Source organism: Actinophytocola algeriensis (genome assembly GCF_014203735.1).
Classification (GTDB): domain Bacteria; phylum Actinomycetota; class Actinomycetes; order Mycobacteriales; family Pseudonocardiaceae; genus Actinophytocola; species Actinophytocola algeriensis.
In genome coordinates, this window is sequence record NZ_JACHJQ010000002.1 from 1,218,772 (window position 1) to 1,231,202 (window position 12,431).

Below are 12,431 nucleotides of genomic sequence, written 5' to 3' on the forward strand. Positions count from 1 at the left end.
CCGCCTTTCTATCCGAGGTTCGCCGCGACCCAGTCGCGGTCGTAGACCGTGTCGCGGTAGGGCTCACCGCGGTCGGCGCACAGGAACGCGACGACCGGCGGCGGGCCGCGGTGGCTCGCGAAGTACCGGGTGATCGCCGTGTACACCCCGCCGGTCGAGGCGCCCGCGAAGATGCCGTGGTCGCGCAGCAGGGCGTGGCACCCCGCCACCTCGTCCACCTCGGACACGGTGACGACCTCGGTGATCGTCGCGTGGTCCAGCAGCGCGGGCCGGATGCTCGACCCGATGCCCGGGATGCGGCGGCGCCGCGGCGCCGCCCCGAAGATCGCCGAACCCTCGACGTCGACCGCGACCACCGTGGCCGACGCGTTGCTCTCGACGACCCGGCGGGACAGCCCGGTGACCGTCGCCCCCGACCCGACGCCCGCGAACAGGTAGTCGATCCGGTCCAGCGCCGCCACCAGCTCGCCGCCGGTCAGCTCGTAGTGCCCCCGCGCGCCGTCGGGGTTGGCGTACTGGTCGGGCCAGTACGCGGCCTCGATCTCCTTGCACAGGCGGGCGACGCGGTCCAGCCTGCTCAGCAGGAAACCACCCGCGCTGTCGGGCTCCTCGACCTTCTCCACCCGCGCGCACACCGACCGCAGCACGCGTTCGGTGGCCGTGTTGACGTTCGGGTCGAGCACCGGGACGAACGGCACACCGAGACGGCCGCAGAACATCGCGAGCGCGAGCGCGAAGTTGCCGGACGAGGACTCGACGACGGTCGTGCCGCGCGTGATGTCGCCGCGCCGCACCGCCTCCCGCAGGATCCAGTAGGCCGACCGGTCCTTCGCGCTCCCGCTCGGGTTGGTGGACTCCAGCTTGGCGAACAGCCGCGACCGCGGGTCCGGCAGGGGCACGAGCGCGGTACCGGGGAGCGTGCCCCTCGCCGCCTCGACCCGCTGCCACAACACCTCGTCCATGCGCGCTAACCCACCGCGCAGACACGGAAACCGATGTCGTAGGAGGTGTACTCGGGGTGCGAGTACACCCGCACCCACGCGGCGGTGCCACTCGGGCTGCAGTTGTTGTAGAAGGACCCGCCGCGCACCACACCGAGCTCGACGGGACCGCTGCGCAGCCGCACGGTGCGGGCGGGCTTGGTCTCGTCGTACGGGAACAGGTGCCATTTCGTGGCCGCCCACTCCCACACGTTCCCGATGACGTCGGCGAGGCCGAACGGGCCGGCCGCCGCCGGGTAGCGGCCGATGGGGGTGGTGTCGCCCACGAACATGCTGTGGTTGCACACGTCCGGCGTCGGCGGCGCGTCTCCCCACACGTACTGGCGGCCGTCCGTGCCCCGCGCCGCCATCTCCCACTCGGCCTCCGTCGGCAGCCGGGTGCCCGACCACGCGCAGTAGGCGAGGCAGTCGGGGCGGCTGACGTGCGTGACCGGGTGGTCGGCCTTGTCGGCGACATCGGTGCCGGGGCCGCGCGGCGTGCGCCACGACGCACCCTCGACCTCGGCCCACAGGTGGTCCTGGTCCGGTGTGGTGGTGTCCTCGCCACCCAGCCAGACCCAGCTGCCGCCCTTGCGCTCGGCGGTCGTCACGTACGAGGTCTCCTCGGCGAACCGCGCGAACTCGGCCACCGAGACCGGCGTCCGCGCGATCCGGAACGCGGGCACGTCGACCGTGTGGGCCGGGTACGCGGCCACGGGCCTGCCGTCGGGGCGGATCTCGTCGCAGCCCATCGTGAACGGGCCGGCCGGGATCGTCACCCAGTCCACCGCGACCGGCCGTGACCGGGCGGGTGGCGCACTCGTCAGGTCGGTCACGGCTGTGCCTGTTCCCCGGACGGCGCCTGCTGTGACGGCGCCGGGTCCGGTACGAGTTCCTCGGTCGCGCCGTAGACGACCTCGTCGTCCAGGCGCAGGATCATGTCGCGCAGTTCCTCCGGCGTGAGCGCCTTCAGTTCATCGGCGTCGACGAGCTGGGACAGGATCATGCGTCCTCCCTGACGTGGTGGGCCATCGCGTCTCGCACACTCTTCGGCCGCATGTCGGTCCACACGCGCTCGATGTGGTCGAGGCATTCCGCACGGGACCGCGGCGCGCCGACCGGGGACCAGCCGTTCGGCATGTCCCTGCCGTCGGGCCAAATCGAGTACTGCTCCTCAGCGTTGACAACGACCAGATAATTCGCTTTCTCGTCGTCGAACATCGAAATACACCTTTCCCGGGACGATCCACACCGAATTGCGGACGCACGCCGATAAACACGTGAAATACAAAGGTGCGACGAATCCGTTGACGTCGAAGTGCGACCCCGCCCACTCAAGCTAGGAGAGCCATCCGAAACTGTCAAGCGACCCCAATGAATGCGCGGGGCCGGCCACCGGTAGCCGGAGCGACGGGCGCTCGCATTGTCGATGCGCACACAACCGGCATATTTTGATGAAGTACCTCGAAACCATTCCTCAGGCGCTGGTCAAGTTCCGCCGAGCGCGGTACATGTCGAATGTGCCGGGCCCGTCATCGACGTTGGGGGTCACTGTGGACTGTGAGAGCGCCGTTCCCGAGGAGACAGAGGTCAGCTCACCCGTGCGGACCGTGCGGCTGGACGAGTTGGCGCCCGCCGACTCGCCGCGCAGCGACGGCGAGGACGAGGCGCACGTCCGGCTGCTCGCCAGCGCCGACACGCGACTGCCGCCCATCCTCGTGCACCGCGGCACGATGCGGGTCATCGACGGCATGCACCGGCTGCGTGCCGCACGTCTGCGCGGCGACGAGACCATCGAGGTCCGCTACTACGAGGGCTGCGCGGAGCTCGCGTTCGTGCTGGGGGTGCGGGCCAACGTCACCCACGGCCTGCCGTTGTCGCTGGCCGACCGCGAGGCCGCCGCGGTCCGCATCCTCGCGCTGTACCCGCAGTGGTCCGACCGCGCGATCGCCAGGGCCAGCGGCCTCGCCGCCAAGACCGTGAAGGGCATCCGCCGGTGTACAACCGGGGACCTTCCGCAATTGCACACCAGGGTCGGCCAGGACGGCCGCGTCCGCCCGGTCGACAGCGCGAGAGGACGCATACTCGCGAGCGAGGTGCTCGCGGCGAGACCCGGCGCGTCGCTGCGCGAGGTCGCGCGGGTCGCCGGGATCTCCCCGAGCACCGTGCGGGACGTGCAGCAACGCGTGCGACGCGGGGAGGACCCCGTCCCCCCGAAACGCCGCGTCCACGCACCGAGCAGGCGGCGCACGACCACATGGGACCAGACCGCCGCGCTGCAAACCCTGATGCAGGACCCATCGCTGCGGTTGTCGGCGAAGGGAAGGGAACTGCTGCGGTGGCTCCGCGTGATCGCCGTCGAGCGCCTGGAATGGCACCAGGTGGTCGACACCGTGCCCGGTCACTGCATGGAGACGGTGGCCGAAGTGGCCCGCGGCTGCGCACAGGAACTGCAGAACCTGGCGGACGAGCTGGAACGAAGGAATCCGATGGGAGACCACGCATGAGTGTTCAGCCGGACTATGTCGGAGCGGATTTCGCCGCGGCGGAGTTCGAACAACGCGCGACCCGGGTACGCGCGGTACTGCGGGAACGGGGGCTCGGCGCGCTGGTGACGACCGGGGCGGAGGACATCTATTACCTGCTGGGGCTGAACTTCCAGGGTTATTCCTCGTTTTCCCTGCTCGTGCTCCCCGCCATCGGTCCGCTGATCCTCGTGGCCAGGACGATGGAGCGGCACACCATCCAGTACCAGGCGCCGGACGTGAAACACGTCGGTTACGGCGACGACGAGGACCCGGCGCGGGCGGTGCTCGCCGCGGTGGCCGAGACCAGCGGCGACATCGGCGTGGACCGGCGGGCGATGTCGTTGCCCGTCGACATCTGGGAACGCGTGGCCGCCGGGTCCGGGCACCGGGTGTGGCGGGACGGCTCCGGTCTCCTGCCGGCGGTCCGGGCGGTCAAGTCACCCGCCGAGATCGCCCACGTGCGGGCGGCCGCCGCCATCTCGGACGCTGCGGTCGCCGCCGGTGTCGCCGCGACCCGGGCGGGTGTGTCGGAACGCTCGGTCGCCGCCGCGATCCACCACGAACTCGTCGAGCGGGGCAGCGAGTACCCGGGCTTCGCCCCGTTCGTGCGCGGCACCGACATCCTGCACCACGAGCACATCACCTGGCAGGACCGGCCGGTGCGGTCGGGGCAGGGCCTGTTGTTCGAGCTGTCCGCGAGTGTCTACCGCTACCACGCGCCTCTGACCAGGATGGTCTACGCCGACCGCCTCCCACCCGGCGTCGCGGCCGCGGCGGCGACCGCGCTGGCCGGGCTCGACGCGATCACGCGGGCGCTTCGTCCCGGCGTGCTGAGCGGCGACGTCTACACCGCGTGGGAGGACACCGTGGGTGGTCCGGGACGCCACCACTGCGGGTACCTGATCGGTGTCGCGTTCCCGCCGAGCTGGTTCGGCGGCAGCGGCATCACCGGGCTGCGCGACGGCAGCGCACTGACCGTCGCGGAGGGCATGGTCTTCCACGTGATGTCGTGGATCCTCGGCGAGAACGCGGGCCAGTACTGCCTGTCCGACACTGCCCTGGTCACCGCGACAGGGTGTGAGCTGCTGACCCGCGCTCCACGCGAACCTGTCGTGCGGCAGGCCGGATGACCCCGCCGGGCGACACCGCCGCGGGGGTGGCACCCGGCGGCGGTCACCCCCGCTCGCCCGGCCGCCACCTGGCCCACGCCGTCCGGTCCAGGTGCTCGTAGAAGAGGTCGCTCATCGGCCCGCGCCTGCCGTCGACGTGCCACGGCTTGTCCGCGCTGGAGAAGTGCACGACCTTCGGTGCGCGCACCGCGGCCGCGTACCGCTCCGGGAGCGTGTACGCCAGCCCGAGCCGCGCCGCCATCTCGATGGTGCCGACGACCATCGTGAGGATGTTCCACTCCGGCTCGAGGCGTAGCCAGTCCCCCTTCAGGATCACGTTCACCGCCTCCTCGTCCGGGTTCTCGATCTCCTCCCGGTACTTGCGGCAGTACGCCAGCGCTTCGGACATCACACCGAGCCGTCTGCACTCCGCCGGGTCCACGAGCATCACGCCCGCGTTGAAGTACGGCGTGCTCCGCGCGACGCCCATCTCGACCCACCGCCTGGCCTCCGGTTTGACGTCGAACCGCCGCATGATGGGGTCCTGGACCGCGCCGACTGCCTTGCCGTCGAGCGGGGTCCTGCGCAGTTCCCACAGGTCCGTGCGGACGATCGTGTCCGCGTCGAGCACGACGTACGGTTCGTCGTCCTCGATCAGCGACGGGATCAGCAGCTTCAGGTACGGCGTCACGCTCCAGTGCTCGAGGTCGGGCAGACCGTCGAGCAGGGACCGCGCCGTCCTGATCACCTCGACGTGGAGCCCAGGGCAGGACTCGAGCACCCTGCCCAGGACCTCGTCGGCGAAGCGTGGCGTCACGATCGTGACGGTGATGTGCTCGAGGTCGGAGGTGTGTGCCGCCAACGAGTGCAGCGACACGGCGAGCGCCATCGCGTAGTTGTCGTCGACGGTGTACACGACCCGCAGTCGTTCGGTCATGGTCGTCAGCTCCCGGTGTCCGTGTCGTCGGTGTGCGCGAGCCCGTCCCGGTAGTAGCGCAGTGCCGTGGACAGCGGGACGTTGCCACAGGCCACGAGCCGGTCGTGGAACTCCTTCAGTGCCGGGCGGCCCGTGCCCACCTCGCGCCGCCACGCGCGGATGCGTGACTTGCCGAGCGCGTACATGGCGCCGCCCGGGTCGGCGGCCACGATCACGACCTCGCGCGCCGCGCGTTCCGCCGACCACCCGCACAGCGCCATCGCCCGCGTGACCGAAGCACCGAAGGACGTTCGTCCCATGTGGACGGCGAGGAAGACGAGGAGCCGGGTCGTGGCCTCCAACGCGGACCGCAGTTGCGCGACCTCGACGAGCGGGCGGCCCTCCGCGAGCCCCCGCTCGATCGCCAGCTCCTCGACGTAGTGCCCCCACCCCTCGGTGAACGCGGGGAACCACGGCACGCAGGCCCGCAGCACGCTCGGGCCCCTGGTGACCGCTTCGATCTGGACGTAGTGACCCGGCACGGCCTCGTGGACCGCGATGACCTCGAGCATGGGGTCGTTGAGGAACCGGACGCGCACGTCACCGTGTCCGCTGTCCGGCTCCGGCACCCAGAGCACGTGCGGCGCGCGGTCTCGCGCCAGTGGCGGGGAGATGCTGAACTCCACCCTGGCGGCGCCGGTGAGCCGCGGTGCCCGGCGGACCTCCAGCGGCGTCGCGGTGTCGACGGACACCACGTCGGCGCGGGCCCAGAACTCCCGCAGCCTGGCGATGGTCGCGGTGAGGACGTCCGGCACGGGCGCGGCGGAGACCTCCGCACGCAGCAGGTCGAACGCCTCGCCGCGACCGGACACGCCGAGCCGGGCCGCGAGGGCGTCGAGCCGGGCGACCAGCGCGGCAACCTCGGTCTCGGCGTGGTCGAGCAGTTCCTCCGCCTGCTGGTCGACGCCCTGCGTCACCTGGAGGAACTCGTCGAGCAACTCGGGGCCGTACAACAGGTTCGCGGGCTCGGCGGCCGCCACCGCTTCCGCGTACCGCCTGCACGCCGCCGCGGCCTCGGCGGCGGCCACCGCGATGCCGTCCTCCGCGTATCCGGAGTGGTCGCGCGCCACCACGCGGCCGACGTCCTCGAGTCGTGCCGCCTGCGCGCGGGCGTACTCGATCCCGATGAGCCGTTCACCGGCCGGGAGGCGGTCGGCGACCGTGCCGGCGGCCTGTTCGAGGAAACGTGGCAGGCCGGCCAGTTGTGCGCGCAGCGCGGCCATGCGGTCGACGAGCGACGGGTGCCCGGCGTCGGGAAGACCGGGCACGTCCGTGGCGCCGAGCCACGTCAGCGGGCCCGGCCAGGCGCGGCCGAGCGCGGCGGCGGGGAACCGTTCGCTGCCGAGGACGTGGACGGCCGCGTCCAGGTCGGCACGCAGCTCGGGGTCGGCCGTGGCTGGCAGCGCGGCCAGCTCGGCACGCGCGGTGGCCAGCAGGTCGTCGAGCGCACCGACCGGGTGCGGACCCACCTCGGGCAGCACACCGTCGAACTCGTGGCTGCCCGCCCGCCTGGCGACGTGGGGGTGGTGGGAGAAGATGTGATCCACCACTGAGGACACCGCGGCGTTCGCGGTCCCGATGTCGGCCTGTGTGCTCATGGGACACTCGCCCTCCTTTCCTGTGACGACCGCAGGGCAGGGGCAGAGAGAACGAATTGACCGGCTATCCCCCATTGTGCCGAGGAGTTCCCCCTCGCCATTTCTTGACGAGTTCCCGGCAACGATCTCCAGCCAAGTTATGCGGACCACTACCGAGTGTCAAGGGCCGTATCGGGGTTCCAGAAAAGGCAAACACATGAGCAGGAATGCGCGAACCGGAACTGGGGACATTACCCAGTCGAACACTCGTTGACCTGCTTCGGGCAATCGGCCAGAATGGGTGACCCGGCGCACGCGTGAAAGCGCCTGACCGGGGTACGTGGCGGGCAGCGCCGATCCCGAGGCGCAGGCGCGGGAGGTGCTGCTGCGGGACTCCGAGGTGCGCACCGAGGTCCCCGGCGCCGCGCCCGACACCGTCGCCGGTGTCCTGCTACCGCTTGATCTCCCGATCGACCCGGACTGCCGCTCTCAGCTCCCGGGAAGATCTTCATGCCCACCTCACGACAGCCGACTCCTCCGCACCCAGCCGTCACCGCGGTCCGTCCAAGTCAGTGCTCCGCGCCCTGACGGAGCGGGTAGCCCGAGGTTGTCGCCGGCCGCGGCCCAGCTCGCCAGTAGGCGCAGGGCGTCCTGCGTGGGCGATCCGGGCTCGGTGGTGTAGGTGAGAAGGCTCTGGCCGGAGTCGGCGGGCAGCGCCAAGGAGTTTGACGCCGCTGGTGTGGATGCGGACGTTGTGCGCGGCCAGCGGCGGCGGAACTCATCGCCGCGGGTGGAGAGCGCGATGGGCAGCGCCGTACCCGCCACTGTGTGATAGCCGCGGAGTTGGTCGAAGGCGAAGCCGATTTCTACCAGGGCCAGGCAGACGGCCGGCCACCGTCGACGTACGACCAGTGAAGGCACTCCAGGGCGATCACGACGACGCCCCGTTCCCGCACGCCAGAAGCTCACGCAGGAAGTCACGGACCGGTTCGATCGCCACGCCCGTGCCGTCGAGCACGACCCACGGCAGATCCGCCGCGCCAGTTGGCCGAACCGAGCCGCTGCGCGCGACAACGAGCTCCGCGACAGAACGACCGCCGCCTCATCTTCTACGTCCAGTGCCGTCGATGCCGCTCCTCACGGTCGAGCGAGAGGACATCAGCGTCAGCGCCATCACCGTGCGCTCGGGGGGACGATACGCCAGTAGTGCGGTCAACAAGACAAGCCAGAATGTTGCATCAGGCCAGGATCGAACAGGGCATGCGGGTACTGGAGGTCGGGTCTGGTTGTTGTCAGCCGAGCTGCTCAACCGCGCTTTGAAGCGGCATCGGTCACAAGCTGCCACATTTCATGGTTCCCGCATTCTGCCGTGATCTCAGCCGTCGCCTGTGCCGCGGCGAAGAAGTCGTCGGCCAGCGGCGAGGTGCGCGACGCCGCCATCGCGACGAATACCTGGTCGGGCGCCAGGTCCGGGACGGGCACGTAGCTGATGTCCGGGCGTGAGAAGAACACGGTCTCCGAACGCCCCACGAACGAGATGCCACGGCCGGCCGCGACGTGCTCGAGCTTCTCCTCCACTCCGCGCACCCGGAGCCCGGAGTCGGGGTGCGGGCGCCTGGTGGGCTGCGTGCTCGCGTCGGCATGCCAGATCAGCGGCTCACCGGCCAGGTCAGCCTCGGTGACCTCATCCTTGCCGGCCAGTCGGTGATCGGCGGGCAGCACCACCATGAGGGGCTCGGTGTAGAGCGGAGTCAGGCGCAGGCCGGCCTCGTCGATGGGCAGCCGCACGTAGCCGACGTCGACGCGGCCGTCGAGCAGCATCGGGGCCTGGTCGTCCCATTCCATTCGCTGCACGTCCACGACTACGTCCGGATGCCGGTCCTCGAACACCCGCGTTGCCGGGATGACCGGGATGCCGGCCCGAAAGCCGACCACCAGCCGCTGGCCGCCGCGTTCTGCCACGGACACCCGGCGCCGGACCGCGTGCGCGGAGGCGAGCAGCGGACCGGCGTCGTCCAGCAGCTGTCGGCCCGCGTCAGTCAGCGTCACGCCGTGGCTGTCCCTGGTGAACAGGGAGGCGCCGAGATCCCGTTCCAGCGCGCGGATCTGCCGGCTGAGCGCCGGCTGCGCGATGTGCAGCTCATCGGCGGCGCGGCCGAAGTGCAGCCTGTCGGCGACGGCGACGAAGTAGCGCAGCTTGCGCAGGTCCAGATCCATGGGGCCTCCCGGTCCGGCAATGCCTCGAAGGTATCACCACGGCTGAAACAGGTCTTGGACACCCGCTCAGGCCGGTGGCATCGTTCGTGGGGCCGAGAGAACTCGGTACAAGAATTCGGGATCGGTATTTGATAGCAGGGCCCAAAACCGGGATGAGCACATCAAGAATCGGGCCTCTTCCGTTCCTGTCTCAGAAACCCATAAATTCAAAGGTGTGATCGTGGGAAAGCTCGATGGCAAGGTAGCGGTGATCACCGGTGGATCTACCGGTATGGCACTGGCCGGCGCCAAACTGTTCGTCGAGGAAGGAGCGCACGTCTTCATCCAGGCCCGGCGGCAGGAAGCGCTGGACGACGCCGTCAAGCTGATCGGCCGCAACGTCACCGCCGTTCAGGGTGACGCGGCCGAACTGGGTGACCTGGAGCGCTTGTACGACACCGTCAAGCGGGAAAAGGGCTCGATCGACGTGCTGTGGGCCAGCGCCGGGATGGGCGAACCCGCCGTCCTCGGCGAGATCACCGAGGAACAGTTCCACCGCGCCTTCTGGCTCAACGCGCGCGGCACCCTGTTCACCGTGCAGAAAGCACTGCCGCTGATCAACGACAACGGCTCGATCTTCATGACCGGATCCAGCGCCTCCCTCGGCGCCTTCCCCGGCTGGAGCCTCTACGCGGGAAGCAAAGCCGTCCAGCAGGCCTGGGCCCGCGTCTGGCTCAACGAACTGCGCGACCGCAAGATCCGGGTCAACGTCCTCACCCCCGGCCAGGTCGCCACCGCCAAACAGGAAGAACTGTTCGACGAGGCAACCAAGGCCGCATTCGAATCCCTCATCCCCCGCGGAAAGATGGGCCGCCCCGAAGAAATCGCCACCGTCGCCCTGTTCCTCGCCTCCGACGACTCCAGCTACGTCAACGGCCTGGAACTTGTCACCGACGGCGGCACCACCGCCATCTGAACCACACATCAGATCACGGGACGCCCTCGTCCCATGTCCCTGACCTGACCCTCCTGGGAATGGCGGCAGGTTCACGCATCCCAATCCACCGGCGGAAGACGAGCCGGAAATGTCAGGAAAGCGCGGCGGTGGCCGGGAACGTGACGGCCGACGCCCTGCGCCTGCCCCGGCACGAACGAGACAGAGCGACACCTCGAGAAACTGGAAGAGAGCACACCTCATGAGCAGCATCACCCTCATCGGTACGGGGAACATGGCCCGTGCCATCGGCACGCTCGCGGTGGCGGGCGGCAACACCGTCGAGGTCGTGGGACGCGATCAGTCCAAGGCCGATGATCTGGCCAAGGCTCTGGGCGGCGGCGCGACGACGGGCAAGTGGGGCGCCGTCCCGGCTGGCGACATCGTCATCACGGCCCTGTTGTACGACGGTGTCGTTCCGGTCGTCGCCGAGTACGGAGACGCCCTCGCGGACAAGGTCATCGTCGACATCAGCAACCCCTTCAACGCCACGTTCGACGGACTGGCCCACAGCGAGGAGACCTCGATCGCGCAGGAAGTCGCCAAGGTGGCCCCGGCCGGCGCCAGCGTGGTGAAGGCATTCAACACCATCTTCCGCAATGTCCTGGAGAATGGCCGGCCCAACGTCTTCATCGCTGGCGACGATGCTCAGGCCAAGGCGGGCGTGTCGGCATTCATCGAAAGCCTCGAGCTGCGCCCGCTGGACGTCGGCGGCCTGAAAATGGCGCACTGGCTGGAAGGAATGGGCGTGGTCACGATGGGCCTCGCCGGCAACGGGGTCGGCCACTGGGACTTCGCCCTCGGCGTCAACGAATTTACCGGCTGAACCCCGTGGCCGAGCAGTCGGCGAACAGGGGTGCCGGACGCCCTGACAATGGTTGATGGACCACCGACTCGCTGATGTCGGACATCAATGTTGGCGAAAGATCCTGTCAAAGGAGACATCTCGCGATGAAGCTCGGGTTCGTGATTCCCATTGCCGGGCCCGCCGTCAGCAGTGCTGCTGGCCTGAGTGAATTCAGCCGCGGACTCGAGGACGGCCGCTGCGGGGTCGGCTGGCTCGGGGTCGACGGGCCGGCGCCCGCCCCTTCGGCCAACAGTCAGGACGAGGGCGCCGACCGCCTGTGGTCGATCGCGCGTCGAGCGGCGGAGGACGCCGGCCGCGATCCCGACGCACTGAAGACGGCCATGCGGATCAACCTCGAACCGGGCACGTCCGTCGACTCGGTCGCGGACAAGTTGCAGCGGTACGCCGAGGCCGGTGTTGACGAGGCGTACTTCGATGCCTTCCGCGATGTTCACCAGCCTTGACCAGCTGCTCGACTTCGCCGGCCAGGTGATCGCGCGTACCGGCCGGTTGTGACCGCCGAAGAAACGGCCACCTGAGGAACGACCCCCCAAGGAAGAGAGCACTCACCATGAGCAGCATCAGTTTCATCGGCCTCGGGGGCATGGCCCACGCCATCGCCGCACGCGCGGTCGCGGGCGGCAACTCCGTCGAACTCATCGGTCGCGACCCGGCCAAGGCCAAGGGCCTGGCCGCCGAACTCGGCACCGGAACCACGGCGGGGACCTTCGGCACGGTCCCTGTGGGCGACATCGTCGTCCTCGCCGTGCCGTACACCAGCGCTGTGCCGGTCGTCGCCCGGTACGGGGATGCACTGGCCGGCAAGATCATCATCGACATCTCCAACACCTTCGACGCCGACGCCACCGGCCTGCTCACTCCTGAGGGCACGTCAGGTGCGCAGGAGATCGCCAAGGCGGCCCCGGCGAGCGCGTACGTCGTGAAGGCGTTCAACACCGTCTTCGGCCACGTCCTGGTCCAGGAGCGTCCGTTGGACGTGTTCTTCGCCGGAGATGACGCGGGCGCCAAGGCGAGCGTGTCGGTGTTCATCGAGAGCCTCGGACTGCGTCCCCTCGACGTCGGCGGCCTGGAGATGGCTCGCTGGCTGGAAGGGGTCGGGCCGCTGCTGATGGGCCTGGCCCGCCACGGCGCGGGAACCTTCGACGTCGCCCTCGGCGTCGACTTCCCCGCCTGAGCGCACCCCACACCACCAATTCTTCCGCC

At 69.6% G+C, this 12,431-nt stretch carries 13 protein-coding genes; 6 read left to right on the top strand and 7 right to left on the bottom strand.

All coding sequences use genetic code 11. The features are described 5' to 3' along the window. Window positions 1–8: 8 nt before the first annotated feature. Genes sbnA through FHR82_RS11760 form a run of 4 tightly spaced genes read right to left on the bottom strand, consistent with a single transcriptional unit; the run spans window position 9 to window position 2,201 of the window. Entirely contained in the window at window positions 9–962 is a 954-nt protein-coding gene (sbnA, locus tag FHR82_RS11745; RefSeq protein ID WP_184810286.1) for a 2,3-diaminopropionate biosynthesis protein SbnA, read from the bottom strand. Between the two features lie 5 nt (window positions 963–967). Beyond that, entirely contained in the window at window positions 968–1,816 is an 849-nt protein-coding gene (locus FHR82_RS11750; protein ID WP_184810287.1) for a formylglycine-generating enzyme family protein, read from the bottom strand. After that, window positions 1,813–1,986 carry a hypothetical protein gene (locus FHR82_RS11755; RefSeq protein ID WP_184810288.1) on the bottom strand — a complete coding sequence of 58 codons (174 nt, stop codon included), beginning with the start codon at window positions 1,984–1,986 and terminating at the stop codon, window positions 1,813–1,815. The genes FHR82_RS11750 and FHR82_RS11755 overlap by 4 nt, the downstream gene beginning before the upstream one ends. Next, entirely contained in the window at window positions 1,983–2,201 is a 219-nt protein-coding gene (locus tag FHR82_RS11760; RefSeq protein WP_184810289.1) for an MbtH family protein, read from the bottom strand. Before FHR82_RS11760 ends, FHR82_RS11755 begins: the two co-directional genes overlap by 4 nt. A gap of 233 nt (window positions 2,202–2,434) precedes the next feature. Between FHR82_RS11760 and FHR82_RS11765 the strand changes: the two genes are divergently transcribed. Then, window positions 2,435–3,487, top strand: coding sequence for a ParB/RepB/Spo0J family partition protein (locus FHR82_RS11765; RefSeq protein ID WP_225943771.1), 1,053 nt, complete (start codon window positions 2,435–2,437; stop codon window positions 3,485–3,487). Then, window positions 3,484–4,638, top strand: a complete 1,155-nt coding sequence (locus tag FHR82_RS11770; protein WP_184810290.1) for a M24 family metallopeptidase — start codon at window positions 3,484–3,486, stop codon at window positions 4,636–4,638. Before FHR82_RS11765 ends, FHR82_RS11770 begins: the two co-directional genes overlap by 4 nt. A gap of 43 nt (window positions 4,639–4,681) precedes the next feature. Here FHR82_RS11770 and FHR82_RS11775 read toward each other — a convergent pair whose 3' ends face one another. The 3 genes from FHR82_RS11775 to FHR82_RS11785 form a co-directional block, all read right to left on the bottom strand. Beyond that, window positions 4,682–5,554 carry a glycosyltransferase family 8 protein gene (locus tag FHR82_RS11775; RefSeq protein WP_184810291.1) on the bottom strand — a complete coding sequence of 291 codons (873 nt, stop codon included), beginning with the start codon at window positions 5,552–5,554 and terminating at the stop codon, window positions 4,682–4,684. Between the two features lie 5 nt (window positions 5,555–5,559). Then, window positions 5,560–7,191, bottom strand: a complete 1,632-nt coding sequence (locus tag FHR82_RS11780; protein WP_184810292.1) for a DUF885 family protein — start codon at window positions 7,189–7,191, stop codon at window positions 5,560–5,562. 1,284 nt (window positions 7,192–8,475) lie between these two features. Continuing rightward, the gene (locus tag FHR82_RS11785) at window positions 8,476–9,387 is read right to left on the bottom strand and encodes a LysR family transcriptional regulator (protein WP_184810293.1); all 912 of its coding nucleotides are present in this window, start codon (window positions 9,385–9,387) and stop codon (window positions 8,476–8,478) included. Window positions 9,388–9,607: 220 nt separating this feature from the next. Between FHR82_RS11785 and FHR82_RS11790 the strand changes: the two genes are divergently transcribed. The 4 genes from FHR82_RS11790 to FHR82_RS11805 all read left to right on the top strand — a co-directional run bounded on the left by FHR82_RS11790 (window position 9,608) and on the right by FHR82_RS11805 (window position 12,402). Next, window positions 9,608–10,342 carry an SDR family NAD(P)-dependent oxidoreductase gene (locus FHR82_RS11790; RefSeq protein WP_184810294.1) on the top strand — a complete coding sequence of 245 codons (735 nt, stop codon included), beginning with the start codon at window positions 9,608–9,610 and terminating at the stop codon, window positions 10,340–10,342. A gap of 220 nt (window positions 10,343–10,562) precedes the next feature. After that, window positions 10,563–11,186 carry an NADPH-dependent F420 reductase gene (locus FHR82_RS11795; RefSeq protein WP_184810295.1) on the top strand — a complete coding sequence of 208 codons (624 nt, stop codon included), beginning with the start codon at window positions 10,563–10,565 and terminating at the stop codon, window positions 11,184–11,186. Between the two features lie 125 nt (window positions 11,187–11,311). Then, entirely contained in the window at window positions 11,312–11,671 is a 360-nt protein-coding gene (locus tag FHR82_RS45950) for a hypothetical protein (RefSeq protein ID WP_225943770.1), read from the top strand. Window positions 11,672–11,778: 107 nt separating this feature from the next. Next, window positions 11,779–12,402, top strand: coding sequence for an NADPH-dependent F420 reductase (locus tag FHR82_RS11805; RefSeq protein WP_184810296.1), 624 nt, complete (start codon window positions 11,779–11,781; stop codon window positions 12,400–12,402). Window positions 12,403–12,431: the final 29 nt, after the last annotated feature.

Bases quoted from the DNA above. Each gene is read 5' to 3' on its own strand.
- sbnA (WP_184810286.1), bottom strand. From the start codon at position 962: ATGGACGAGGTGTTGTGGCAGCGGGTCGAGGCGGCGAGGGGCACGCTC.
- FHR82_RS11765 (WP_225943771.1), top strand. From the start codon at position 2,435: ATGAAGTACCTCGAAACCATTCCTCAGGCGCTGGTCAAGTTCCGCCGA.
- FHR82_RS45950 (WP_225943770.1), top strand. From the start codon at position 11,312: ATGAAGCTCGGGTTCGTGATTCCCATTGCCGGGCCCGCCGTCAGCAGT.
- FHR82_RS11805 (WP_184810296.1), top strand. From the start codon at position 11,779: ATGAGCAGCATCAGTTTCATCGGCCTCGGGGGCATGGCCCACGCCATC.
- FHR82_RS11760 (WP_184810289.1), bottom strand. From the start codon at position 2,201: ATGTTCGACGACGAGAAAGCGAATTATCTGGTCGTTGTCAACGCTGAG.
- FHR82_RS11785 (WP_184810293.1), bottom strand. From the start codon at position 9,387: ATGGATCTGGACCTGCGCAAGCTGCGCTACTTCGTCGCCGTCGCCGAC.
- FHR82_RS11755 (WP_184810288.1), bottom strand. From the start codon at position 1,986: ATGATCCTGTCCCAGCTCGTCGACGCCGATGAACTGAAGGCGCTCACG.
- FHR82_RS11770 (WP_184810290.1), top strand. From the start codon at position 3,484: ATGAGTGTTCAGCCGGACTATGTCGGAGCGGATTTCGCCGCGGCGGAG.
- FHR82_RS11795 (WP_184810295.1), top strand. From the start codon at position 10,563: ATGAGCAGCATCACCCTCATCGGTACGGGGAACATGGCCCGTGCCATC.
- FHR82_RS11775 (WP_184810291.1), bottom strand. From the start codon at position 5,554: ATGACCGAACGACTGCGGGTCGTGTACACCGTCGACGACAACTACGCG.
- FHR82_RS11780 (WP_184810292.1), bottom strand. From the start codon at position 7,191: ATGAGCACACAGGCCGACATCGGGACCGCGAACGCCGCGGTGTCCTCA.